The organism is Polaromonas sp. P1_F6, from assembly GCF_056405695.1.
Genome location: NZ_JBFUBQ010000001.1, coordinates 964261 through 986887, shown reverse-complemented (window position 1 = coordinate 986887; position 22627 = coordinate 964261). Strand labels below are relative to the sequence as shown.

General features: G+C 60.7%; 24 protein-coding genes. 8 read left to right on the top strand and 16 right to left on the bottom strand.

The features are described from left to right. The first annotated feature begins 27 nt into the window (after positions 1-27). Both AC1DY9_RS04515 and AC1DY9_RS04510 read left to right on the top strand, forming a co-directional pair. Positions 28-1443: a FecR family protein gene (locus tag AC1DY9_RS04515; protein WP_477665899.1), complete on the top strand. Its 1416-nt coding sequence runs from the start codon at positions 28-30 to the stop codon at positions 1441-1443. A 67-nt stretch (positions 1444-1510) separates the two neighbouring features. After that, positions 1511-2830, top strand: coding sequence for a FecR family protein (locus tag AC1DY9_RS04510; RefSeq protein ID WP_457280645.1), 1320 nt, complete (start codon positions 1511-1513; stop codon positions 2828-2830). 19 nt (positions 2831-2849) lie between these two features. On the opposite strand, the gene AC1DY9_RS04505 is transcribed toward AC1DY9_RS04510, so the two are convergent. Beyond that, positions 2850-3866 carry a glycosyltransferase gene (locus AC1DY9_RS04505; RefSeq protein WP_477665898.1) on the bottom strand — a complete coding sequence of 339 codons (1017 nt, stop codon included), beginning with the start codon at positions 3864-3866 and terminating at the stop codon, positions 2850-2852. 44 nt (positions 3867-3910) lie between these two features. Between AC1DY9_RS04505 and AC1DY9_RS04500 the strand changes: the two genes are divergently transcribed. After that, positions 3911-6115, top strand: a complete 2205-nt coding sequence (locus AC1DY9_RS04500; protein WP_477665897.1) for an O-linked N-acetylglucosamine transferase family protein — start codon at positions 3911-3913, stop codon at positions 6113-6115. A 117-nt stretch (positions 6116-6232) separates the two neighbouring features. Here AC1DY9_RS04500 and AC1DY9_RS04495 read toward each other — a convergent pair whose 3' ends face one another. The 3 genes from AC1DY9_RS04495 to AC1DY9_RS04485 all read right to left on the bottom strand — a co-directional run bounded on the left by AC1DY9_RS04495 (position 6233) and on the right by AC1DY9_RS04485 (position 9950). Continuing rightward, the gene (locus tag AC1DY9_RS04495; protein WP_457280642.1) at positions 6233-7261 is read right to left on the bottom strand and encodes an XdhC family protein; all 1029 of its coding nucleotides are present in this window, start codon (positions 7259-7261) and stop codon (positions 6233-6235) included. A gap of 62 nt (positions 7262-7323) precedes the next feature. After that, the gene (locus AC1DY9_RS04490) at positions 7324-9474 is read right to left on the bottom strand and encodes a xanthine dehydrogenase family protein molybdopterin-binding subunit (RefSeq protein WP_477665896.1); all 2151 of its coding nucleotides are present in this window, start codon (positions 9472-9474) and stop codon (positions 7324-7326) included. Positions 9475-9485: 11 nt separating this feature from the next. Next, complete coding sequence (locus tag AC1DY9_RS04485; protein WP_457280640.1) at positions 9486-9950, bottom strand: (2Fe-2S)-binding protein; 465 nt, start codon at positions 9948-9950, stop codon at positions 9486-9488. Between the two features lie 220 nt (positions 9951-10170). Here AC1DY9_RS04485 and AC1DY9_RS04480 point away from each other — a divergent pair, with 220 nt between their 5' ends. The 4 genes from AC1DY9_RS04480 to AC1DY9_RS04465 all read left to right on the top strand — a co-directional run bounded on the left by AC1DY9_RS04480 (position 10171) and on the right by AC1DY9_RS04465 (position 12930). Then, a complete protein-coding gene (locus AC1DY9_RS04480) occupies positions 10171-11046 on the top strand; it encodes a lysostaphin resistance A-like protein (protein WP_477665895.1) in 876 nt (291 codons plus the stop codon). Between the two features lie 34 nt (positions 11047-11080). Beyond that, positions 11081-11767 (top strand): hypothetical protein, encoded by a 687-nt coding sequence (locus AC1DY9_RS04475; protein ID WP_457280638.1) that lies wholly within the window; start codon positions 11081-11083, stop codon positions 11765-11767. A 289-nt stretch (positions 11768-12056) separates the two neighbouring features. Beyond that, entirely contained in the window at positions 12057-12470 is a 414-nt protein-coding gene (locus tag AC1DY9_RS04470; RefSeq protein WP_457306619.1) for a hypothetical protein, read from the top strand. After that, positions 12454-12930, top strand: a complete 477-nt coding sequence (locus tag AC1DY9_RS04465; protein WP_477665894.1) for a hypothetical protein — start codon at positions 12454-12456, stop codon at positions 12928-12930. The genes AC1DY9_RS04470 and AC1DY9_RS04465 overlap by 17 nt, the downstream gene beginning before the upstream one ends. A 58-nt stretch (positions 12931-12988) precedes the next feature. Here AC1DY9_RS04465 and AC1DY9_RS04460 read toward each other — a convergent pair whose 3' ends face one another. The 7 genes from AC1DY9_RS04460 to AC1DY9_RS04430 form a co-directional block, all read right to left on the bottom strand. Continuing rightward, a complete protein-coding gene (locus AC1DY9_RS04460; protein ID WP_457280636.1) occupies positions 12989-14899 on the bottom strand; it encodes a propionate--CoA ligase in 1911 nt (636 codons plus the stop codon). A gap of 34 nt (positions 14900-14933) precedes the next feature. Further along, entirely contained in the window at positions 14934-15911 is a 978-nt protein-coding gene (gene acuI / locus AC1DY9_RS04455; protein WP_457280635.1) for an acrylyl-CoA reductase (NADPH), read from the bottom strand. A 444-nt stretch (positions 15912-16355) separates the two neighbouring features. Then, entirely contained in the window at positions 16356-16703 is a 348-nt protein-coding gene (locus AC1DY9_RS04450) for a hypothetical protein (protein WP_477665893.1), read from the bottom strand. Positions 16704-16905: 202 nt separating this feature from the next. Continuing rightward, on the bottom strand, positions 16906-17424 hold the full coding sequence (locus AC1DY9_RS04445; RefSeq protein ID WP_477665892.1) for a DUF2199 domain-containing protein: 519 nt from the start codon (positions 17422-17424) through the stop codon (positions 16906-16908). Positions 17425-17792: 368 nt separating this feature from the next. After that, positions 17793-18026 (bottom strand): Cif family virulence factor, encoded by a 234-nt coding sequence (locus tag AC1DY9_RS04440; RefSeq protein ID WP_457280632.1) that lies wholly within the window; start codon positions 18024-18026, stop codon positions 17793-17795. Positions 18027-18174: 148 nt separating this feature from the next. Next, the gene (arr, locus tag AC1DY9_RS04435; protein ID WP_477665891.1) at positions 18175-18570 is read right to left on the bottom strand and encodes an NAD(+)--rifampin ADP-ribosyltransferase; all 396 of its coding nucleotides are present in this window, start codon (positions 18568-18570) and stop codon (positions 18175-18177) included. 92 nt (positions 18571-18662) lie between these two features. Beyond that, entirely contained in the window at positions 18663-19175 is a 513-nt protein-coding gene (locus tag AC1DY9_RS04430) for a DinB family protein (protein ID WP_477665890.1), read from the bottom strand. A gap of 92 nt (positions 19176-19267) precedes the next feature. Here AC1DY9_RS04430 and AC1DY9_RS04425 point away from each other — a divergent pair, with 92 nt between their 5' ends. Then, the gene (locus AC1DY9_RS04425; protein WP_457280629.1) at positions 19268-19630 is read left to right on the top strand and encodes a hypothetical protein; all 363 of its coding nucleotides are present in this window, start codon (positions 19268-19270) and stop codon (positions 19628-19630) included. Between the two features lie 70 nt (positions 19631-19700). On the opposite strand, the gene AC1DY9_RS04420 is transcribed toward AC1DY9_RS04425, so the two are convergent. From AC1DY9_RS04420 to AC1DY9_RS04400, 5 genes are all read right to left on the bottom strand, one after another. Next, positions 19701-20075 (bottom strand): lysozyme inhibitor LprI family protein, encoded by a 375-nt coding sequence (locus tag AC1DY9_RS04420; protein ID WP_477665889.1) that lies wholly within the window; start codon positions 20073-20075, stop codon positions 19701-19703. Positions 20076-20123: 48 nt separating this feature from the next. Then, the gene (locus tag AC1DY9_RS04415; RefSeq protein ID WP_477665888.1) at positions 20124-20486 is read right to left on the bottom strand and encodes an energy transducer TonB; all 363 of its coding nucleotides are present in this window, start codon (positions 20484-20486) and stop codon (positions 20124-20126) included. Positions 20487-20549: 63 nt separating this feature from the next. Continuing rightward, positions 20550-20966, bottom strand: coding sequence for a hypothetical protein (locus AC1DY9_RS04410; RefSeq protein ID WP_457280626.1), 417 nt, complete (start codon positions 20964-20966; stop codon positions 20550-20552). Between the two features lie 103 nt (positions 20967-21069). Beyond that, positions 21070-21693 carry an isochorismatase family protein gene (locus AC1DY9_RS04405; RefSeq protein ID WP_457280625.1) on the bottom strand — a complete coding sequence of 208 codons (624 nt, stop codon included), beginning with the start codon at positions 21691-21693 and terminating at the stop codon, positions 21070-21072. A 39-nt stretch (positions 21694-21732) separates the two neighbouring features. Further along, positions 21733-22356, bottom strand: coding sequence for a TetR/AcrR family transcriptional regulator (locus AC1DY9_RS04400; RefSeq protein ID WP_457280624.1), 624 nt, complete (start codon positions 22354-22356; stop codon positions 21733-21735). Between the last annotated feature and the right edge of the window lie 271 nt (positions 22357-22627).

Genomic DNA, 22627 nt, shown 5'->3' with positions numbered 1-22627 from the left:
GACTGAACACGCCCCGCCAGACACCCCATGAAAACCATCCGGGAACGCTCTCTCAAACACGCCGTGCTGTCGGTCGTGATTGCGGCGGCCTTCCCCGTGCAATCGTTCGCCGCCGAATCAGCCGGCGTGGCCCAGTTCATCGCCGGCGACGTCAACGTGCTGCGCGCGAACGGCAAAACCGAGGCACTGGCCAAGGGTAAACCGCTTGAAAGCGGCGAATCCATACTGACGAGTGCCGCGGGCCGCGCCCAGGTCCGGTTTTCGGATGGCGGCCTGGTGTCACTGCAGCCCAATACCGAGTTCAAAATCGCCAACTATGTCAACGAGGCTGACCCAAAGCAGGACCGTTTCCTGGTCGACCTGTTGCGCGGCAGCATGCGGGCCATCACCGGCCTGATCGGTAAGCGCAACCGCGAGAACTACAAGGTCACTACCACCACGGCCACCATAGGCATACGCGGTTCCGGCTTCAGCGTGGGCTACAACCCGGACGGATCACTGGGCATCACGACGGAACTGGACGCCATCGAGGTCTGCAACGCCGGTGGCTGCGTCGGCCTGACGGCCGGCGAGTCGGTGCGGGTCATTACCAGCTCCGAGGCGCCAGTTCGCACCAATACGCGGGCCAACGTGCCGACGCCGCCGCCCGTCCAGGAGGTGGTCGTTGCGGGCAACCAGACCACGTCCGATGGCAAGCCCGCCATTGTCCCCACCACACCCGTCAAACAGGTGTTCACCGACCTGGCCGCCGCGATTGCGTTCACCGACAGCGCGGCCAACCCGGTGGTCGAAAGCTACTACCCCGAGGCCGGCACCGCTGTGCTGACCAGCTTCCTCAGCGGCAAACCCATCGATGTCGACAGCCTCGACAGCCGCAACGTCCTGACCCAGTTCCGCAGCACGCCCGGCCTCACCACGATGGAAAAAGGCGCGCTGGGTGCTCCGTCCGATCCCGACTTCGTCGGCTGGGGCAGCTGGGTGACGGGGCAAAAGTTCGTGGGGGGCTCGCCCAGCGCGATTGAATCCGTTCACTTTGTGATGGGCCGGCCGACGCCGACGGCCCAGATGCCGGCCGACAACATGCAGGGCACCTACCAGTTCGCCGGCGGCACTGCGTTCTCCAGCCTGCTGGGTGCGGGTCAGCTTGTCAGCGGTTCGCTGGTCGCCAATTTCGGCGTCGGACAAGGCTATGGCAGCGTGGACCTCACCACGCGCTTTGGCGGAAATGACTATGGCGTCAGCAGCAGCATCGACATCAACAACGCCAAGATCACGAACTCCTCAGGAGCGAATGTCACTGGCTTCTTCACCGGCAACGAGGCCAGCCGCGCCGCATTGGTTTATAGCGCCTCGTCGGTTACCGGCGCGGGCCCCAACGCGGGCCAGGTTTCCGGTGCGGCCGTTTTCCAGCAGACCACCCTGGTCCTGAGACCACCCCAGTGACCAAGGCCACCCCTTTTAACGCCGCGCGCCGCCCAGTCCGCATTAATTGAATACTCGGAGAACCACCATGACCCCGCACATCAAGCTCCAACACACCGCCCTGGTTATTGCGCTGGCCGCCATTTACCCACTGCAGGCCCTGGCAGCGCCTTCCGCGGGCGTGGCCCAGTTCACCACCGGCGAAGTCAGTTTGCGGCGCACGGACGGCAAGACCGACGCGCTGGTCAAAGGCAAGGACATCGAAAGTGGCCAGGCCATCATCACCGGCCTCGATGGCCGCGCCCAGGTGAAGTTCTCCGATGGCGGTGTCGTTTCGCTGCAGCCGGGAACAGAGTTCAAGGTCGCCAACTATGTGGACAAGGCCGACCCGAAGGAAGACCGCTTCCTGGTAGACCTGCTGCGCGGCAGCATGCGGGCCATCACCGGATTGATCGGCAAACGCAACCGTGAAAACTATCGTGTCACCACCACGACGGCCACCATCGGTATCCGCGGCTCTGGCTTCAATGCAGGGTACAACCCGGACGGCTCGCTGAGCGTGACAACCGAGCTGGATGCGATTGAGGTCTGCAATTCGGGGGGATGTGTCGGGCTGACGGCAGGTGAGTCTGTCCGGGTGGTCAACAACACAGACACGCCGAAACGAACGAATGTACGCCCGCCCATACCCACGCCCGAACCTCCAATAGAGCCCATCATCATCAATAAAGCGGTTGTGACCGATGTCAAGCCAGTCAACACAGGCACGTTCACAAATTTCAAGTCAACCGCAACCTACCACTCGCAGGGCAATTTCGGACCTTCCACCATTTCGCCTGTTGCCACGGGCACTTCCGCAACCATTGACACCGGCAAACTGACCGCGCTCAGCGCCAATGGCAAGGATTTCACCCCCACCATCAACGCCTTTGCAGGCTCGGCGGGCTCTACCGACGCGGGCGACTTTATCGGTTGGGGTTCGTGGACCACGGGCACACGCAACCCGAGCACCACCAACATCAATGATCTCCACTACATCATCGGCCAGCCTACCCTGGTGATGCCCACAACGGGCACCCTCAGCTACAACCTGATCGGCCAGACGCCAGTCACGGGTTACGACACGTCCGTACAGGCGGCAGTGGCCTCCGGAACCCTGACATCCGCAACGTTCAGCGTCAACTTCGGCACGGCCAAGCTGAGCATGGGCGTGGTCACGACACTTGGCGGTTTTGCGGCATCCAATATCAGTGTTGCAGGCGGGCAGTTCAGCTACTCCAACGGTGGACCGGTTTTCACCGTGGACGGTTTCTTCACCGGGGTGAATGCAAGCCGCGCCGGCATGGTTTACACCGGCACCAACGGAAACATTCGCTATTCAGGCGCAGCAGCATTTGCCGCGCCCTGATGGGGCGGCCGGTCACCGTTCACTTGAGATAGAACGCCAGGTCGCGCTCCGTTGCGTCGGGGCCGTGCACCTGGCTGGCCCGCTCTTGCGCTGCCATGCCCAGCTGAAGCCTTAAATCCACCGAATCATTGAGCGACATCAGGGCGTCGAGAGCCTGCTCCTGCGAGCGGATCAAAAACCCCGAGACGCCCTGCTCGATCACTTCGGCGTAGCCACCGTTCACGTGGGCCACTACCGGCAAACCGGCACCCATGGCCTCCAGCACCACCCGTCCATACGCCTCGAAAAAGTTTCCGGTGCGGTAGAACATCGCATCCAGTGAACGGTAAAAATCCGGCACGGACTCCGCACCCGCAGGCAGCAACTCAATGCCCTCGGTTCCGGCCAAACCCGGCGCCAGGCAGGTTCCGCCCATGACGCGAACCCGTATGCCGCGGCTGGCCAGCATGCGGTAAAGCGAAAGGTCCTGCGGGTTGTGCTTTTCCAGCAGATCACGGCTGGCACGCCCGACCGTGAAAGGCCGCGGTTGGGCTCCACCATGCGGCCATCGGGCAAAACGTTCAACGGCAACCGCTGAAAAGGGCGTGAGGTCGAGCAGGCTGGGAATGACGCGCCCGGTCAATGCCGCAGTGCGGCGCAGCCAGTCGGACACAAAAACAATCTCAGGGTCGAGGCCGGTGTATTCCCGCACGCCTTCGACAATGGCAAACAGCTGCCCCTGGTGTGAAATGTTGTGGAAAAGAATGATTCGTTGAAACCGCGTGTATTTCAGCCATATTCCCGGCTGCAGATGCACGCCGCCTATCAGCAGCGTGCCGTCCCTGGGAAACTGGTGCGCAAAGGGCTGCACGGCGGTAATGCCCTCGGGCGCGTACGCCGGGTGCACCGGCACATCGGACCACAGCTTGACCGCGCGCCTGCCGGCCAGAAGCCGCGCGAGGTCCAGCAGTTCCCGCTCCGCGCCCGTGTACAACTCGCCGAACCGGCCTAGCAGGTGCAGCGCGCCGGGGTCGGTGGAAGTGAGGCCTTGGGTCATTAGCCGCGATTATCTCCGCGCCCGCCTGAATCCCCGAACCCACCGTGCCACATAATTCCTGCATGCACGACGGCGACACAGTTGCGATGGATAAAACCCGCCCCGGTATCGGTGAGGCGGATCACGAGGCCTGGATGTCGCAAGGCAGCCAGCTGGACAGCGCCGGCCAGCCCGAGCTGGCGCTTGCGGCTTTTGAAAAGGCGCATGCCCTCTCGCCGACGAATGTCAATTCGGCATCCGCCTGTGCCACCCTGCTCAGCGTGCTGGATCGCCCGCAGGCCGCCTACCGCACCCTGCTGGGCGTTGAAGCATCGCTGCTGCAGGACGCCGACGGCGCAGCCAACCTGGCGATTGCAGCAGAGGGTTGCGGCGATCTTGAAAAGGCCCAGGCGGCCTACGCACGGGCCCTGGAACTCAACCCCGACCACCTGCGCTCCCTGAACAACGTCGCCATCCTGGCGGCGAGTTCATCGCAGTGGGACCTGGCCATTCACCTGGCCCGCAAGTGCCTTGATCTTCAGCCCGGCCACCCGCCTTACCACGCCAACCTCGCCGAATACCTCTCAGGCGCGCGGCGCTATGCCGAGGCCGTGGAGGCTACCCGGCTTGCCCTGGCGCAATTTCCGGAACACGTCGAACTGAAACTTCGGCACCTCGCGCTTCTGGCTTTCACCGGTGAGCTCGAAAAAGCCGACGCGGCCCTGAAAGACCTCGATGGCAACACCCGCAACCTGCTGGGTGAGTTCCTGCTGAAACTGGAAACCGCCGAAGGTGCTGCGCTGGAGGGCACCATCCAGGGCAAGGCCGCCGACCACGTGGCCGACGACGCGCTGCAAATCCACATCCGGCAAGCCTTCCGCAATATCGCCATCGGCGATTGGCGGCATCACCACAAGCTCACGGATATCCTGCAGAAAGCCCTGGCTGAATCCCTTGCCGCCCAAAAACCCCGCGACTGGGGCGATGCGCCTTTCCACGGTCTGGTATTCGCCATGGATGAGGACGCACTCCAGCAGATGCGCCGGCAAACTCTCGACGCAGTGAAAAGCCGGCTCAAACCCTGCCCGCCGTTCAAGCCCGATTCGCGCACACGCCGCCTGCAGAGCGACAGCCGCATCCACGTCGGCCTCGCTGTGCAAAGCCTGGCCGACGCCCGGCAAATGCGGGCGCTCGAGCAGCAACTCGCACTGCACGACAGCAGCCGCTTTGCCATGCATGTCTACGCCTTCACAGGACGTCCGCAGCCGGAGCACCTGGAGGTTTTGCGCCGCCATGCGGCCAGTGTGAATGAACTGGGGCACATGACCGACCTCGAAGCGGTGGGGCGCATCCGGCTGGACAGGCTTGATATTTACGTTGAACAGGCCCTGAACCCGGCCTGGACGCGGCAGGAAATCGCCTTGATGCGAGTCGCGCCCGTGCAGCTGCGCGAGCCCGGCCTTTACAGCCATCATGTACCGGGCGCATGGGACTACACCCTTTCCGATCACTTCATCCACCCGCAGGTGGAGGACCAGGCCGGCCCCATCGTCCGCCTGCCGCAAACTTGCTGGCCGGGAAGCTTTGGCATGGATGCCGAGCCCACGACCCCTTCCCGCGAAAAAGCCGGGTTGCCCGCGGACACCCTGGTGCTGTGTTCATGCCTGTTGCCGCCCCTGCTGGATGCGGCCACCTTCGCCGGCTGGATGAAAATCCTGCGGCCGCTGCCCGACGCGGTGCTGTGGCTGCCTTTTTGCAGCCGGGCCGCAGCCAACCTCGTGCGCGAAGCACAGGCTGCGGGCGTGGGCGCACAGCGGCTCATCTTTTCAGCCCTTGCCGCCTGGCCCGAGATACCCGCCCACCTGGGCTGTGCCGACCTGTTCCTGGACACGTTGCGCCTCAATGCCGCGCCCGGACTGGAAGAAGCCCTGCGCCAGGGCGTTCCTGCGATCACCTGCCCCGGCAGCAGCATGGCCGCGCGCATGGGCGCAAGCATTCTGCAGGCTGCCGGCCTGCCTGAATGCATTCTGGAAAGCCCGCAGGCTTATGTTGCGGAGGCTGTGCGGCTAGGCCGCAACCCAGAAGCGTTGCAGCAGCTAAAGGCCAGGCTGCACGCAGCGCGGAACAAAACACCGCCCCCGCCCCTGTTTGATGCGGCTGCGCGCGTCAAGGACCGGGAAGCAGCCTGGGCCCACATGGCGGAACGCTCACGCGCAGGCTTGCCACCGGTGGCATTCGACGTGAGCGCCGCACAGGCCGTCGACACCTGATCAGTTGCTATCAATACAATAGCTGCTTGCGCAAACCCCTATTGGCCTGCAGGCGTTTTTTCTTCTGAATTTGCGGCTTGACCCGCCAAACTGCGGCCGTACTTGCGGCGGCCGTGCCTACTGCGTGATGGCGCAGACTTCGCCGGTCGGCGGCAAACCAAGCTGGCTCTTGGCAGCGGCGACATTGGCCATCTGTCCCGACGTCACACCATTCTTGACTGCCGTCAGCTCCGCCAGGATGGAAATCGCAATCTCGGGCGGCGTCTTGCTGCCGATGTAAAGGCCGATCGGGCCGTGCAGCTTGCCTAGCTCTTCGGCCGTCATGTCAAAGTGTTCGGCCAGCCTTTCGCGGCGGCGCTGGTTGTTCAGCCGGGAGCCGATGGCGCCGACGTAGAACGCGTCGGAGCGCAGCGCCTCCATCAGCGCCAGGTCGTCCAGCTTGGGGTCGTGCGTCAGCGCAATCACCGCGCAGCGGGCGTCCAGCTTCATGGCCTGCACCACGTCGTCGGGCATGCCGGTGGCCAGTTCCACACCTTCTACCTGCCAACTGTCACGGTATTCCTCGCGTGGGTCGCACACCGTCACGGCGTAGTCCATGCCCTGCGCAATTTGCGCCACAAAGCGGGAGAGTTGTCCGGCACCGATGATCAGCAGTCGCCAGCGCGGGCCGTGCAAGGTCACCAGCGCCGCTTCAGACACCTGCATGCCCTGGCTGGGCTGCGCCGTGCTCAGCGTGACGGCGCCCGTCTGCAAATCAAGGCGGCGCGCCACCAGCTCACCGGCCTGCAAGCGCTGCAGCAGCTCGTCAATGCGGCTGGCTTTTGACAAAGGTTCTATGGCCAGCTCAATGGTGCCGCCGCAAGGCAGGCCAAAGCGGCGCGCCTCGTCGGCTGAAACGCCATAAGTGACGATGGCCGGTTGCGTCTGGCTGAGGCCCTCGCGGCGGGCCCGGTCGATCATGTCGTCTTCAATACAGCCGCCCGACACCGAACCCACCACCCGGCCGTCTTCACAGATGGCCAGCATGGAGCCTTCAGGCCGCGGGCTGGAGCCCCAGGTTTTAAGCACAGTCACCAGTTCGCAGCGCAGGCCTGCGGCCAGCCACTGCGATGAGGTCTTCAGAACTTCGAGGTCAATGTTATCCATGCGTCAAATGCTAGCAGCCCGCAGTTTTTTCTGCCTCGGCCCGGCCTCAAAGCCCTGCGGCCTCAAGCCTTCGCCAGGTTGTCATTGAGCGGCAGCGTGCGCACCCGCTTGCCGGTGGCGGCAAACACCGCGTTGGCCACCGCGGGCGCCACCAGCGCCGTGGCCGGCTCGCCAATGCCGCCGGGCTTTTCGGTGCTGGGCACCAGGGTGATGTCCATCACCGGCGATTCATGCATGCGCAGCACCGGGTAGTCGCCAAAATTGGTTTGCTGCACCCGGCCCTTGTCCAACGTGATCTGGTTGTTCAGCGCGGCTGACAGGCCAAACACGATGCTCGACTGGATCTGCGCCTGCACCGTGTCGGGGTTGACCATGCGGCCCAGGTCGGCCACCACCGTCACCTTGTGCACCGTGATCTGGTTGTCCTTCACCGACACCTCCGCCACCTGCGCCATGTAGGTGTCGTACCCCTCCATCAGCGCGATGCCGCGGCTACGCCCTGCCGGCGGCGGTGTGCCCCAGCCGGACTTGTCGGCAGCCATCTTCAACACATTGGCAAAGCGCGGCTGCTTTTCCAGCAGAGACATGCGGTAGGCATACGGGTCTTTGCCCGCCGCCAGCGCCATTTCGTCGACAAAACTCTCATTGGCAAAGGCATTGAGCGCGTGGCTCACCGAGCGCCAGTAGCCCACACGCAGCCCGCTGTCGTGGATCACCAGGTCGTATTGCGTGTTCGGAATGTCATACGGCATCACGCCGGCTTCGGCCATGAAAGGGTCCAGCGTGTCCTTGGGCAGGCCAAAGGCGCGCTGCGTAATGGACTGCGAGGTCACCTTGAAATTCAGCGCCACCGGCTTGCCGTCGGCCCCCAGCCCGGCCGAGAGCTGGTTCACCGCCATGGGCCGGTAGAAGTCGTGCGTGGTGTCGTCCTCGCGGCTCCACAGCAGCTTGACGGGCTTGCCGACCGCCTTGGAGATTTGCGCCGCCTGCACGATGAAGTCCAGCTCCAGCCGCCGGCCAAAGCCGCCGCCCAGAAAGGTCGTCTTCAGCGTGATGTCTTCGGGCTTGATGCCCAGCGCCGCCGCCACACTGCCCTCAGCACCCTGCTGGAATTGCGTGGGGCCGATCAGCAGGATCTTGCCGTTCTTGTAGTCGGCCGTGAAATTCATCGGCTCCAGCGTGGCGTGTGCCAGCAGCGGCGAAACGTACTCGGCCTTCAAGGTCTTGGCCGCGCCCTTCATGGCGCCCGCCGTATCACCCTTGGGCGCGATGATGGGTATCACCTTGCCGCTGTCGGCCGCCTTGCGTATGCCCTCCAGCATGCTGGCATTGCTGATGGCCGCGACCGGGCCTTCGTCCCACTGCACTGTCAGCGCCTGGCGCGCCTTGTAGGCATGCCAGTAGCTGTCGGCCACCACGGCCACGCCATCGGGAATCTGCACCACGTCGATCACGCCTGGCATGGCCTTGGCCTTGGCGGCGTCAAAGCTGGTGACCTTGCCACCGATCACCGGGCATTGCTGCAGGCTGGCGTAGACCATGCCGGGCAGCTTCACGTCAATGCCGAATTCGGCCGTGCCGTTGACCTTCATCGGCGTGTCCAGCCGCTTGGTGGGTTTGCCGATCACGGTGAAGTCTTTCGGGTCTTTCAGCGCGACCTTCTCCGGCACCGGCAGCTTCGATGCGGCCTCGGCCAGCGAACCATAGGTCGCCTTCTTGCCATTGGGGCCAATCACCATGCCGTTCTCGGCCTTGAGCGTCGAGGCATCGACATTCCATTTGGCAGCCGCCGCCGACACCAGCATCATGCGCACCTGCGCGCCCGCAATGCGCAGCTTTTCCCAGCCGTCACGCACCGAGGTCGAGCCGCCGGTAATCTGCGCGCCCAGCAAGGCGTTGGTGTAGACCTTGCCCGGAGGCGCAATCGCCACCTTGATCTTGCGCAAATCCACGTTCAGCTCTTCAGCAATCAACATCGGCATGGAGGTGTACACGCCCTGCCCCATCTCGGAGCGGGCCGACAACAGCGTGATGGTGTTGTCATCGGCAATGTGCACCCAGGCGTTGGGCGTGTAGAGCGTGCCCGCGGCCTGGGTTGCCAGCGGCAAGCCCAGCGTGACGCCCATCATCAGCCCGCCCGTGACGGCAGATGAGGCTTTGAGGAAGGTACGACGATCAGGGCGATCGAGGGAGACCAGTGTGTTGTCAGTCATGATCATTCTCCTCAGGCTTTGCGCAGGGTGGAAGCAGCATCCTTGATCGCCGCCTTGATGCGCGGGTAGGTGCCGCAGCGGCAAATGTTGCCGCTCATCGCCGCGTCAATGTCCGCGTCGCTCGGGTTCTTGTTGCTCGTGAGCAGGGCCGCCGCGCTCATCAACTGCCCCGACTGGCAGTAGCCGCACTGCGGCACATCATGCTTGATCCACGCTACCTGCAGCGGATGTGTGTTGTTGCGTGAAAGGCTTTCAATCGTGGCCACTTTCTGGCCGGCAGCTGCAGACAGCGGTGTCTGACACGACCGCACCGGCTTGCCGTTGAGGTGCACGGTGCATGCGCCGCATAGCGCCGCGCCGCAGCCGAACTTGGTGCCGGTCATGCCCAGCTCATCGCGTATCACCCACAAGAGGGGCGTGTCAGGTTCAGCGTTGACGGAAACGGCCTTGCCGTTCACGTTGAGTTTTGTTGTCATGTGGGGTCCCCTTTTGTTGAATCGCTGTCATCACAGGATCGGGCAGGCCCCCAAAAGTCAGCTACTACCCGAAGGCCTTGCGGGACTCATGCTACGACCGGGCATCGGGAGGTATCCGGGTAGAAACCCTTGGCTGAAACAAAGTCTCAACACTTTTTCTCAAGATGAGACAACTGATATAACTCATGCCTTACAAGAGTTTGGGAGGACCACAAAATGGATGGCGCACCACATCGCCCCGCAGTTTCGCGACCGGAAGCCAGCCGAGGTTGGCGGCATGAATAGGGCCACAGAAAAGTACGCAAGCTTCCCAACCCTGGGCCAGGCTGCGCTGATCGTTCTTGCGTTATTCCTGTTTGAATACGTCGCATGGGTGGCGCTAGCCGATATGCTCGGGTTGCGCGGAGATGCACTCAACGGCGTCTGGGGCATCGCAACAGTTCTTGGCTATGCCGGCGTGTTCAGCCTTGTGCTGCATCACAAGCAGCTGAGCTACCGGGCCTTGTTTCATGCGTCCCGAAATTCGGCAAGCGTCACCATCATGCTGTTGATGCTTCCTATCGCCATGCTGATTCCTGCACTGGTGTTAGCCATGTTGTCAGTGGATGCAGTGATGGTCTCGGCATTCCCTTTGTCAAGATCACAGGAAATGATGTTCCAGAGAATGATGACGAACGATCCCATGTCTGTCATCACGGTTTGCATCCTGGCTCCCGTTCTGGAGGAAATGCTTTTTCGCGGCATTATCGTGCGCAGTTTTCTGGCGCAATATCCCAGGAAGTTCGCTATTTTTGCCTCAGCGGCGTTATTTGGTGCCGCTCATCTGAATATTTACCAGTTCATGGTGGGATTGATTGCCGGATCTGTCCTTGCCTGGCTTTATGAACGAAGCAGGTCCTTATGGCCATGCATTGCGCTTCACTGCATGTACAACTCGACGATTTCATTCTTCTGTCAAAACTTCAGTGACAAATCCGGCAACATAGCCTTTTTCAGTGACTTGCCGCTCTCGATCTGGATTGGCGCTTTTTTTCTGGCTTTTGTAGGCGCATCCGTGCTCCAGTTCATGCTTCGTGACAGAACCTTGTTGTCTTAGTGTCAGCATCGAACTTCACCATAGAGGCCCATTCATGTTTAAAAAATTCCTCGCCTCCGTCGGCGTGAGCAGTGCGCCCGCCAGTGCGGCGACAGCCAATCCTCCGTACACACCATATGCCGGCGATGCCGCCAATGCCATCTACAACCTGCTGTTTTGCGACGACGCCGCCGCTTTCAATGCATCCCCGGGGCAGAAGCAAACACCTTGGCAGGCCACACTCTTCTCGGTGCCCGCCGACGCGCCTCAACTGCAGACATTGGCTTGCGACACCTCGCAGGAAGGACGGGTACGATACCTGGCCTTCTCAAAGCTCAGGCAGGCCGGCAAAGCGGTCCCGCCCAAAGTCCTTCTCGGCGTCATCATCGAAGTTCCCCTCGCCGGCGGCCTTGACGTGCTGGCCGCCTTTTCGGAAGGTGGAGTTCGCTACGTCAATCAATCCGGAAAGCTCGTCATCATTGAAGGGATTGATAGCTTCCTTCCCATGGTCCAGCGCCTGTTCGTTGCATCTGAGCGCATCGTTTCACGCATCGGCCCCTGGGACAAGCCACGCCTTGGTCCGCCCAAGCCGGGCAATGTGCGCTTGAGCTTTCTGGTGTCAGACGGCTTGTACTTCGGCGAAGGCCCCATGTCCGTGATGCAACGCGAACCCTTGGCAGGCCCGGTTATCCAGCAGGCAACAGAACTATTGCTGGCCACCGTGGCGGCAGGTACAAAGTGAGCATGCGTAGCCCTGAAAAAACCCTTATCTCACCACCCGACCCCGAATCTGCTGCAACGCCGCCGGGTCATCCATCGTGGTCAAAATCTCCCGGGTCCCTCAAAGGCATTTTTGTTCGCCCGGCCCTCTAGAATCAGCAACGCCAAGCAGCCGCTACGGCTCGATTCACCCGAACTTGAAGGCCAAGATGATCCGGCACGCACTATCAGGAATACTTTTGCTTGCGAGCGTCTGCGCCTGGGCCAATCCCCCCGCAGCTACGGCCACACCGCAGCCAAAAGAAATACAGTTGCAAGACCCCATGCCGGGGCAAGCGCTGCTGTATCTGGTGAGAATTTCCGGAGATATGGAGACAGTGACCGTGCTGGTGGATGGCGTCAAAGTAGCCACCATGCCACCGAATAGCTATACAGCCATCGGCGTCGCGCCCGGCGCCCGGCGGCTCACAGCCGCCACCCCTGCGGGCCAGGAACGCGTTACCGAGATCAGCGTGCAATCAGACGAACGGCGTTTTTTCTATCTACTCGCGACGTTTTCACAGCCAAGTGGTGGCTTTGGTCAGTTTTTTGGTTTAGTCGGTGCTCTTATCCAGGAGGCCGCTAACCGCCCCACCGCTACCAACGGGAACCGCGTCTGGACAGAGTCCCCGGAACCAGAAGCGAAAGGCATGATGGAAGGCATGGCGCTTGCCTTACCGGACTAGCAACGCCCTTCACGTCTCCGCCAAAGTTAAAACTGCGAATTACCAACCTCTTATGCGATCTCTGCTTTGGCGTATTTCTTTCATCAGTCTGCTGCTTCTTTGCGCAAAATTCGCGCCTGCGGCTGGCCTGGGAGTCAACGACATACACCAGCTGGACGGCATTCAGGTAGATGACAAATCAGGCACCATTACGCTGCTTCTGGTCATTGACCGGCCACTGGAAGACGGCCTGACCAAACCACGCGCCATCCGCAAACTCAATGCCTATTCGGAATGGGTGCATAGCGCAGAGCTAGGCAAAGCTTTTCCTCACGCAAGGACTGATCTGGGGATTCGCATACTGATCACGCATCCCAGGGCGCGCTCGGCCCTGGGTAAAGCCGTGTTGTCGCAACTGGCCGGGCGCTGCAAAGACCTTCACTTCGAAGCGATATTCACCCTGCGGGATACGAAATTGTGAAGCGCCTGCATAAGCGTATCCGATGATTTTGTGACGCACGGTCCTTCGTGGGGGCGACCTACCCAGCCACCCGATCCCGAATCTGCTGCAGCGCCGCCGGGTCATCCATCGTAGTCAAATCTCCTGGGTCCCTGCCCTCGCACACGGCCTGAATCGCGCGGCGCAGCATCTTGCCGCTGCGGGTCTTGGGCAGGGCCGACACAAAGTGCACACGCGATGGTCGGGCGACTGCACCCAAGTCACCATCCACGCGTTTCATGACCTCGCCTTCAAGCTTCATCGCCGCTGCCTTGTCGGCCAGCACGCTCGAATCTTTGGGCACAGCAAAAGCCATCGCCACCTGGCCCTTGAGCTGATCGGCCACGCCGATCACCGCCACCTCGGCGACACCGGCATGGCCTGAAATGCTTTCTTCGATCTCGCGCGTGCCCAGGCGATGGCCGGCGACGTTGATCACGTCGTCGGTGCGGCCCAGGATGAAGTAGTAACCGTCTTCGTCGCGTATGCCCCAGTCGAAGGTTGAATAAACCATCTTGCCGGGCACGCTCTTCCAGTAGGTGTTGACGAAGCGCGCGTCGTCCTTCCAGATGGTTTGCATGAAGCCGGGCGGCGTCGGGCCTTCAATGACGACCACGCCTTTTTCATTGGGCTCCGTCAGCTCTTCGCCGGTGGACTCGTGCAGGATTTTCACCTTGTAGCCGTACATGGGCACGCCGGGGCTGCCGAACTTGCTGGCCTTCTTTTCGACGCCGTTGGCAATCGTGATGATGGGCCAGCCCGATTCGGTCTGCCAGTAGTTGTCGATGATGGGCACGTTCAGGCCTTCGCTGATCCAGCGGGCTGTGGGTTCATCCAGCGGCTCACCCGCCAGGAAGAACGCGCGCAGGCTGGAGAGGTCGTGTTTTTTGAGCAGGGCCGGGTCCTGCTTTTTCAGCACGCGCACCGCGGTGGGCGCGCTGAACATGCCGGTGACCTTGTATTTTTCGACCAGGCTCCACCAGATCGCGCCATTGGGCTGCTTGTCCATGCCCTGCGTGGGCAGGCCTTCATACATGATGGTGGCCATGCCGGCGATCAGCGGGCCGTAGACGATGTAGCTGTGGCCCACCACCCAGCCGATGTCGCTGGTCGAAAAATAGGTTTCCCCTGCGCGGCCGTCAAAGATGTGCTTCATGCTGGCGGCCAGCGCCACGGCATAACCGCCTGTGTCGCGCTGCACGCCCTTGGGCTTGCCGGTGGTGCCGCTGGTGTAGATGGTGTAGCTGATGGCGGCGGAGTCCAGCCACACGCAGTGCACCAGCGCGTGCATGTACTTGGCGCGCAGGGTCTCCCAGTGCAGGTCGCGCCCGGCCACGATAGGCATGGGCGCGAGGCCCCGGTCAACCAGCAGCACGGCTTCCGGCTGGTGTTTTGACAAGCGGATGGCTTCGTCAAGCAAGGGCTTGTACGCCACCACCTTGCCGCCGCGCGAGCCGGCGTCGGCGCTGATGATGACGCGCGGCGTGGCGTCGTCAATGCGCGAGGCGAGCGAGCCACTGGCAAAGCCGCCAAACACCACGCAGTGGATGGCGCCTATGCGCGCACAGGCCAGCATGGCAAAGGCAGCCTCGGCAATCATGGGCATGTAGATCAGCACGCGGTCACCCTTGACGACGCCCATGGCCAGCAGGCTGGCGGCCATGCGCTGCACTTCGGCGTGCAGCTCGGCGAATGTGTAGGTTTTTTCAACGCCGGTTTCGCTGGAGACGTAGATCAGCGCGGGCTGGTCTGGCCGGTCTTTCAGGTGCCGGTCTACCGCGTTGTGGCAGAGGTTGGTTTGTCCGCCTTCGAACCACTGGGCAAACGGCGGATTGTCGTCATTGCAGACGCGGGTGAAGGGCTTGTGCCAGTCGATCAGTTGGGCCTGCTCGGTCCAGAAGGTGTCGGGCTGGTCGATGGACTGGCGGTAAAAGTCTGCGTAGCTCGTCATGTCTCGTCTCCGTTTTTGCTTTTTGAATTCATGCTCAGATTTTGACGACGATACGGCCACGCACCTTGCCCGACATCAAGTCGGCCGCTTTTTCTGCCGCTTTCACCATCGGAATCTCCTCCACCATGGCCTCGAGCCTGGCAGTGTCCAGGTCTTTTACCAACCGGTCCCAGGCCTGCTGGCGTTTGGCCAGCGGCGCCATCACGCTGTCGATGCCCGCCAGGGTCACGCCGCGCAAGATAAACGGCATCACCGTCGCCGGGAAATCCGCGCCCTGCGCGAGCCCGCAGGCCGTGACCACGCCGCCATAGCGCGTCTGCGCGCAGGCATTGGCCAGCGTGTGCGAGCCAACGGCGTCCACCACGCCCGCCCAGCGTTCTTTTTGCAGCGGCTTGCCGGGTGCAGACAGTTCGGCCCGGTCGATCACGCTGGTGGCACCCAGCTGTTTCAAATAGGCTTCCTCGCTGGCCTTGCCGGTGGCCGCCACCACGGTGTAACCCAGCTTGCCCAGCAAGGCGACGGCCACGCTGCCCACGCCGCCGGTTGCGCCGGTCACCAACACCTCGCCGTCGCCGGGCTTCACGCCATGCCGCTCCAGCGCCAGCACGCTCAGCATGGCGGTGTAGCCCGCCGTTCCAATCGCCATGGCCTGGCGGGTGGTGAAGGCTGCCGGCAGCTTCACCAACCAATCGCCCTGCAAGCGCGCGCGTTCGGCCATCAGCCCCCAGCGCGTTTCACCCAAGCCCCAGCCGTTGTGCACAAAGCGGTCGCCGGTCTTCCAGCCGGCGTGAGTCGACTCGAGCACCGTGCCCGCGCCGTCAATGCCCGCCACCATGGGCCAGCTGCGCACCACCGGCCCCTTGTTGGTAATGGCCAGGCCGTCCTTGTAATTGAGGGTGGAATATTCGACCTGCGCCAGCACGTCACCGGCGGGGAGCTGGGCCTCGTCGGTGTCGGTGATGGCCGCTGAAAAGCCGGCGTCGGACTTGGTGAGCAGAAGTGACTTGAACACGGCGTTGTCTCCAGAGGGGTTGTTGTCTCAAGCGGCCAGAAACGTTGGAAAATCAGCAAAACTGAATTCTTAATTATGGATAACGGGCTTTCAGGAGGCTGACGGTACACTGGGGATGCCGAATTTTGCTACTATTTTGATAGCATAGCCGGTATGCTCTTATTGGGCTAGAGCCTATTTTCGCTGTTAAATTGGGAAATTTTGGCTCCCCCGGGCCCGTTTTGAGACTCCCGGAACAGGCTGAATCGCTGTTTTTGCGATTTTCAGGAATGAAATCGGCCGACAGCCCAATAGCTGCCTGCCCAAGCAGCTATTCTTTTTATAGCGAACAAACAATTGATCAGCTCCCCTCGCCTGCTGAGGTGGTGCAGCATGGGGACTCCTCGGCTCAATCCATGTACCCGCAAACCAGGCCTGCAAGAAGCCGTTCATGCGCCAGACGCATCAGAGGGTCAGAACCAGCCCCTGCCCTGTCTTGAATCCAAATGAGACAAAGGCAAACAGCACAGCAGCCTGCAAAGCGACGACCATGATGGAGAAGCCGATGAGGGAGCGGCCCGGCACGCGGAAAATCGCGGCGTAAATCGCAATGCCGGCCATAAAGGCAAACACGAAGCCCATGAACCCGCCGGACAGCTTGAAGACCACCAGGCTCACGGCGGGCGCGGTGATGGCCGCGATGGCTGCAGCGCCATAACTGGTGTTACCGGCATCGACAAACCCGGCAGCCCACTTCACGGGCATCAGGGTGATGAGGGCGAAGAGGACGAGTGGAAGCAGCAGGATGGCCATACGGTTTTCGGGCAATTATGGGATCGTCATCATACCGACGCGCTGTTGTTCCATGGGAGTAGTCTGACCACAGTTAAGCCTGTGCGGCCGCAGCGCGGATTTCTGCTGGATCTGCACCAACAGCAGCCCGCTGCTCCTATCAAAGAAGAGGTCCACTGGGAATGGATGTGGGCCAAACCGAACATGACCATAGGCCGCTTTCTCATTGGTGCATAGCCTTCTCAGCCAGGTACTGGGCACGTTCTACTGTAATGCCCGAAAGCTGGTCAACTACCAGTTGATCCGCCTCATTGGCTGCGGAATGCAAGACAACTTTGGGCCGAAGACCTCCCAGCTGTATGTACACATCTGCGGACCTGGATTGGTCGGTTGGATACAGGTCGATCTGGTTGCAGAGCCAGCCAAAGAAGCCATCACCTTCTACTGGGGAGTCAAAGGTTTGAACATAGCGCTCAAAGCTCTGTTGACTTGCAGAAACCCACACACCCCAAACAAAGGGCTCACTTACGCCATGTATTGGAATTTCCAGAACAGCCCTGACGAAATGGTCGGTTCTTTCAGCATGACGGATAACGCAAAGGTCATCGGACAGCTGCCCGATGTCTTGTTTCTGTTCATCTGTTAGCCAGGTGTATGGATCTGGCGCCTGAAATGCAAAACTCGGTGAGCCCTCATGCAGCTCACCGCAGCATGAACATTTGAATGCAAAGATTGCTCCCATGGAATTGGAGGCCTAAAGTAAAGACGACCGGACCATCAACACTTGCGGCACAGCCTCTCCCTGCTGTTGTGGGTCCGCGTCGATTGATATTTTATGGGGCATGGCCACCACCTCCGCCAAGGTCCCCGCTGGCGCCGCCAGGGTCATCGGTGGGCGGGATGAACGGCCCAGCCCTCGTGCGCGGCGTTGCATCCGCATGAAGAACAAGCGCGACAAATATTGCTCCGAGAACCGGCAACATCCATACAAGCGCAGATTGAAGGAGTACCTGCGCTCGAGTGTAGTTACCGCTCCGTGACACGGCAACGCAGACGCCAAAGTTTAGAACCGCCAAGCAGGCCGCGGTGAACCAGAGCCACCACGACATGTTATGCATCGAATCTATGGGGATGGGAAATTTCGGCATATGTTAGAACCGATTGGCAACTTTGAATCGGAACGTGGAGTGCCACGATCTCTGCAACGCCCCGGACATGGTGCCCGAAGCGATTCACGAACGTTGCGTCCTGGTCGAACAGCACACCGAGAGCAGCCATGTCGTGGCCATTCCAGGCGGCTTGAAATGCACCGGGCGCATCTTCAGGCTTTTTCATCTTGGTCATGGGTTTAGTCCTACGTCTCCCAGATTGCTATGGCGCCTGACGTTAGAGCGAAGCCGACGGTGCCGGCCAAAACGGGTCGGCGCTTGAGCGAGGGGTTAGGCGCCCTATCGCCGCGACTGAATACTCGTTTCATAGGGGGAGTCTCATATCAATTGATGATTTTGCCCATGCCATTCTCTATGCGGTCTCTCAGTTGTTGAATGAACTGTGAGTCATAGGGTTCCCAGCTTTCGAGTTCGCCAACAACTTTTACAGGCAGCCTGCTTCGATAGGACCGAGTCGGGTTGCCCGGGAACTTCTTGTCTGTGACGTTGGGATCGTTCTCAAATTCTCCCGTCGGTTCAACGATATAGACCCGCGGCCTGCCGCTGCCTTTGGCTATTTCTGCGGCAAGCCCGGCGCCTTTGGGAATGGCTGTGAAATAGATGTGATTCATCACAACGCTGTCGTCGTAATTTGATTTAAAGCCTGACGTCAGCAGATCGCCTGTCTGCAATTCGGCTTTCGTGCCGTGAAAAAAAGGGCCTGTGTCCAAAGCTGCCATGAGTTGTTAAATGCAAACGGGGTTGGTGCCAAGGGAGAGTTGGATGAGGGGTTAGACGCCGTCACTGCATGCGTTGCCGTGCGCCCGTCTCGCTAACCCTTCGCTCCGAGTCGACGCTCCGGTTCATGCCTGTGCAAAAACTTTGTCAGGGAGTCTGGCGGAGAGTCGGTTCCCAAGTCTTCAAGCATCTGGCCAATGCTCCCGCGGTGATAGCCGCTGTGCGTAATGACGTGGAGCAGCATCTCTTCACAAGACATCTCGCCGCTGTCACCGTCAGTGAATGTGAAACGCACCCGATGTTTCAAACGCTCGGCGCTGACACCGCGTACGAACTGCAGGTACCACTCGTCTGTGGATTTCACGATCTCCCGCAACTCCGGCAAGCTCGGAGTAGGTTCGGAGTGCGTTGCCTTGAAGAGCTGCGTGGCGACGCCGGTCAGATGGCCTTGAAAAATTCGATCCACAACGTTGGCGTGATCAAGCGTGTGAAGCATGGCGCGAAACTCACCGGGATGCTGCTGCGCATCAAACTTTTCGAGGACGGCATGGAGCTCGGTGTTCGCCCATGCCTTGTACTCGAACAGTGAAACGAGAATGGTGTTCATGGCAGGTGGCGTTCCTTTTAAGTTTGGTATTCGCACGCTGCGAAGCCGATTGGGCCCAGCGTTGGGCCTAAGCGACGCAGCAAGGCGTCCGCTTGCAGGAGGCGTTAGACGCTTGGCCGACAAGACAGACGAATTGCATTCCGATTCTCACCGAGTTCTACTTCAATCGGACCTCGCTCGTCCGCGCCAGCTTCAAAGTACAGCAACAAACCTTTCACCTGGACCGGTTGCCCGAGACGAACGATGAGCTCTCTTTCCGATACTCCGACAAGGAGCGTCTCGCATACAGCCGTATTCCTGTAGCTCGGCAGACAGGCACTTTTTTCAACGCACTCGACGGACTGTTGAACCTCGGCTTTTGGCCAGAGTGCCGCAGCAACACCAAACAACACCCCGAACGTGACGAGCGCGACCGCGGCGTGCTTCGGGCTGGGTTTCATTATCAAAGCGCCTAACGTTGACCGGCGCATAAGCCAAAAGCGCACGGACGCAACAGCGCGTCCCCGTCGAAGAACCACGTAGTCATCATTTGGCCATCCACGAGACGCGGTCCCGCGTGCGGTCCACCCTACAGGCGGCCGCAACTGGGCTTGCATAGTCCGGCGACATGCTCATTCCATCCTTGAGCGCCAGATACCAGCATTCCGAATCTCTCAATTTTCGCCAGGCCTGACTGCTTTCGCGCAACGCCTTCACCGCTTCAGTCACGTACTCCGGGCCATTTTCACGCAGGGCCGCTGAGAGTTTGAACTCTGCAGCTTTCTCTGCTGCAGCCAGTTGCCTCTCGAGCGGCTCGAGAAGCTTCTGACAGCCGTCAGTCGAGGGGGAACCACCTGGACAATCGCCGGCAGAGGCCGCAAACGAAATGAACATCGCCACTGATGCAAGAAAGTATTTCATTGTGGGACTAACGTTGGAAGTAAAGAGCAACAAGGACCGCCCGGCCAGCTACTCAAGAGCGTACTTGATCGGCAGATCCACCCAGGAGTCCACGGCACGGCCCCACTTTGTTCTGGCTGGGTTGAACTTGAACTTTTTCGCGCCGTCGACTGCGGCCGCATCCAGCGTGGCAGAACCCGAGCTTTGACGGAGCCGCACCTCGCCCGCGCCGCCACTCGCAAGGACCTGCACCCGCAACCTGACAACGCCCTGCTCTTCAAGGCGCCTGGCATGCGCCGGATACGCAAGCCTTGGTGAATCGACCTGGCTAGCAGGCTGCACAATTTCACCCGTGCCAAACGCACAGGCTGTCAGCACCATCGGCACCAGGGAGATAAAAAAGACGCGGAAGACGCGAGATAGGTATTTCATTCGGAACAAGGTACGGGTTGCAACTGGACAAAACTCAAACGCCTGCCAGGCAGCCAAAAAGCCTCACAGATCAAGCCAGCTTAGGACCTGGCTGAAAAATACCATGGGAATCCTGCAAGCAAGACTGTTGTGCAACCCAAACCAACTGCACGCAAACCAGCCAAACGGCATGAGCAGCATCAGCAAGATGAAAGCGTCAGTCAAATAGGCGAAAGGCCGTCTCTTTCGGATCTGGATGATGAGATCGATCAGGAACGCGCCCAGCATGATGAAGGTCATGAAACCAAGAAGAATGGCGATCCCCAGGCCAGTATCTCCGTGACGCTCTTGTGTGCGTGCGTACTCGAACGCTCTTTGTGAATACAGTTGCAAAAAGAGTAGTGGCGCTATAAATGCCAGGAGCCGAATGGCTACCGGTAATGCGTAATTTCTCATTGAGGCCTGAGTTGGGATGGAGGTGGCGCTGAAGGTGGTCGGCACTCAGTGGCTGGTTATCCACCCTTGACCTGAACGTTCGACATTTTGAGCGAACCAACGGCAGACCGGGCGGGCTTATCTGTATCAGGTGTGTTTGGTCCGCACCCTACTTCACCAACCCCAGCACATCCCTGAACACCTCATGCTCAGCGGTGCGCAGCCACTCAAACGCCACCATCTCGGTCGTCACCAGCTCGGCGCCGTTGCCGGCGAGGCGGTCAAACGCCGCATCGCGGTTGCGCTCGGTGCGTGAGCTGCAGGCGTCGGTGACCACCCAGACCTCGAACTCTTCTTCGAGCAGGTCCAGCGCGGTCTGCATCAGGCAGACGTGGGCTTCGCAGCCGGCGATGACGATGGTGCTTCTGCCCTCTTCCGGTTCGGGCGCCGGCTTTTGCAGGTGTTTGGGCAGGCTGCGGGCGTTGCCGCCTGTCGGCGCCTTGCGCACGGGTGGGCGCAGCATGTCGCCCAGGCCGTCGGCCACGGCGCTGAAGAACATCTTGTCCATGATCTTGCCGCCAGCGGCTTGAATGGCAGCCTGCACTTCGGGCACGGTGGCGCCCAGGCTTTCGGGGTTTTCTTCCGTACCCCACACCGGTACATCCAGCAATTTGGCCATGCGGGCCAGCTTCACGGCGTTGGCCATGACCAGGCCGCCTTCAAAAATGGCGGGCATCAAAAGGGTCTGGTAGTCGACCAGCACAAGTTGGGAGTCGTCGGCGTCAAGCAGCATCGGGGGTCCTGGGAAATTCTGGAGGAGTTCTCGGAAAGATCAGGCCGGACTGCGCTGCAGGCGCTCCACCAGGCCGATCACATAAGCATCGAACAGCAGCGTGGCGTCCTGCCCGAACATGCGGATGCGACCGGTATGTTTGAGGAGCAGCAAGCCCATGCCATGCGCGAACAAGGCTGTATTTTCGCGCAATGCGTCCTCAGCATTCAAACCCATGGCCTTCAAGGCCGTTTCGCAGGGCCGCAAGGCGTCGTGAAGGCGGTCGTTGAGCTGCTGGTTCAGCTCGGTGCCCAGGCCGCGCGGGCGCATGCCCTGCATGAGGTAAAAACCCAGGTCCAGGTCGCGCGGGTTGGCCGCAAAAAAACCAAACCAGGCGCTGGCCTTGGCTTCCAGCACCTCAGCCGGGCCGCCCCGCGCCTCACCCGCAGACGCCACCACGCCATTGAGGCGCTCCAGGCACTCGGCCAGCAAGGCTCCGTAAATGGCTTCCTTGTTGTCAAAATAGGAATAGATGGCCCCAGCGGTGTAGCCCGCCTCCTTGGCGATCTCGCGGATGCTGGCGCCGTCGATGCCCAGGCGTTCGAAGACGGACCGGGCGGCGTCCAGCATCAGGGTTCGGCGTAAATCACTTTGGGCTTGCTGGCGGTCTATTCGGGCTTGCATCAATTGAATATAGGCGGAAAGACCACCCGCCCATGGCGCCATTTTTGGTAAAAATTAACGCTTGTTCTAAAAATTGAACATTGTTTAAATTTAAAGAATGACGCACAGGAAGCACTGATGCCCTGCAGGCGGATGACCAGCCGGTCATCGCGGTATTGGCCTGCCCCACCGCCGGGCAGGCCAGGCCAGCCGGCCCCATTAGCTATTAATTTGATAGCTTCTTGCGCTCGCCCACAAAGGGCTGGAGGCCCATTTAATTCAGATCCAGCCC

Excerpts from the sequence above, each read along its gene's own strand:
- AC1DY9_RS04495 (WP_457280642.1), bottom strand. The coding sequence starts at position 7,261 with ATGGATAACATTGACCTCGAAGTTCTGAAGACCTCATCGCAGTGGCTG.
- AC1DY9_RS04405 (WP_457280625.1), bottom strand. The coding sequence starts at position 21,693 with ATGCTGCTTGACGCCGACGACTCCCAACTTGTGCTGGTCGACTACCAG.
- AC1DY9_RS04400 (WP_457280624.1), bottom strand. The coding sequence starts at position 22,356 with ATGCAAGCCCGAATAGACCGCCAGCAAGCCCAAAGTGATTTACGCCGA.
- AC1DY9_RS04515 (WP_477665899.1), top strand. The coding sequence starts at position 28 with ATGAAAACCATCCGGGAACGCTCTCTCAAACACGCCGTGCTGTCGGTC.
- AC1DY9_RS04480 (WP_477665895.1), top strand. The coding sequence starts at position 10,171 with ATGGCGCACCACATCGCCCCGCAGTTTCGCGACCGGAAGCCAGCCGAG.
- AC1DY9_RS04440 (WP_457280632.1), bottom strand. The coding sequence starts at position 18,026 with ATGACCAAGATGAAAAAGCCTGAAGATGCGCCCGGTGCATTTCAAGCC.
- AC1DY9_RS04475 (WP_457280638.1), top strand. The coding sequence starts at position 11,081 with ATGTTTAAAAAATTCCTCGCCTCCGTCGGCGTGAGCAGTGCGCCCGCC.
- AC1DY9_RS04485 (WP_457280640.1), bottom strand. The coding sequence starts at position 9,950 with ATGACAACAAAACTCAACGTGAACGGCAAGGCCGTTTCCGTCAACGCT.
- AC1DY9_RS04490 (WP_477665896.1), bottom strand. The coding sequence starts at position 9,474 with ATGACTGACAACACACTGGTCTCCCTCGATCGCCCTGATCGTCGTACC.
- AC1DY9_RS04445 (WP_477665892.1), bottom strand. The coding sequence starts at position 17,424 with ATGGGAGCAATCTTTGCATTCAAATGTTCATGCTGCGGTGAGCTGCAT.
- arr (WP_477665891.1), bottom strand. The coding sequence starts at position 18,570 with ATGGCAGCTTTGGACACAGGCCCTTTTTTTCACGGCACGAAAGCCGAA.
- AC1DY9_RS04420 (WP_477665889.1), bottom strand. The coding sequence starts at position 20,075 with ATGAAATACTTTCTTGCATCAGTGGCGATGTTCATTTCGTTTGCGGCC.
- AC1DY9_RS04510 (WP_457280645.1), top strand. The coding sequence starts at position 1,511 with ATGACCCCGCACATCAAGCTCCAACACACCGCCCTGGTTATTGCGCTG.
- AC1DY9_RS04430 (WP_477665890.1), bottom strand. The coding sequence starts at position 19,175 with ATGAACACCATTCTCGTTTCACTGTTCGAGTACAAGGCATGGGCGAAC.
- AC1DY9_RS04415 (WP_477665888.1), bottom strand. The coding sequence starts at position 20,486 with ATGAAATACCTATCTCGCGTCTTCCGCGTCTTTTTTATCTCCCTGGTG.
- AC1DY9_RS04505 (WP_477665898.1), bottom strand. The coding sequence starts at position 3,866 with ATGACCCAAGGCCTCACTTCCACCGACCCCGGCGCGCTGCACCTGCTA.
- AC1DY9_RS04450 (WP_477665893.1), bottom strand. The coding sequence starts at position 16,703 with ATGGCCATCCTGCTGCTTCCACTCGTCCTCTTCGCCCTCATCACCCTG.
- AC1DY9_RS04460 (WP_457280636.1), bottom strand. The coding sequence starts at position 14,899 with ATGACGAGCTACGCAGACTTTTACCGCCAGTCCATCGACCAGCCCGAC.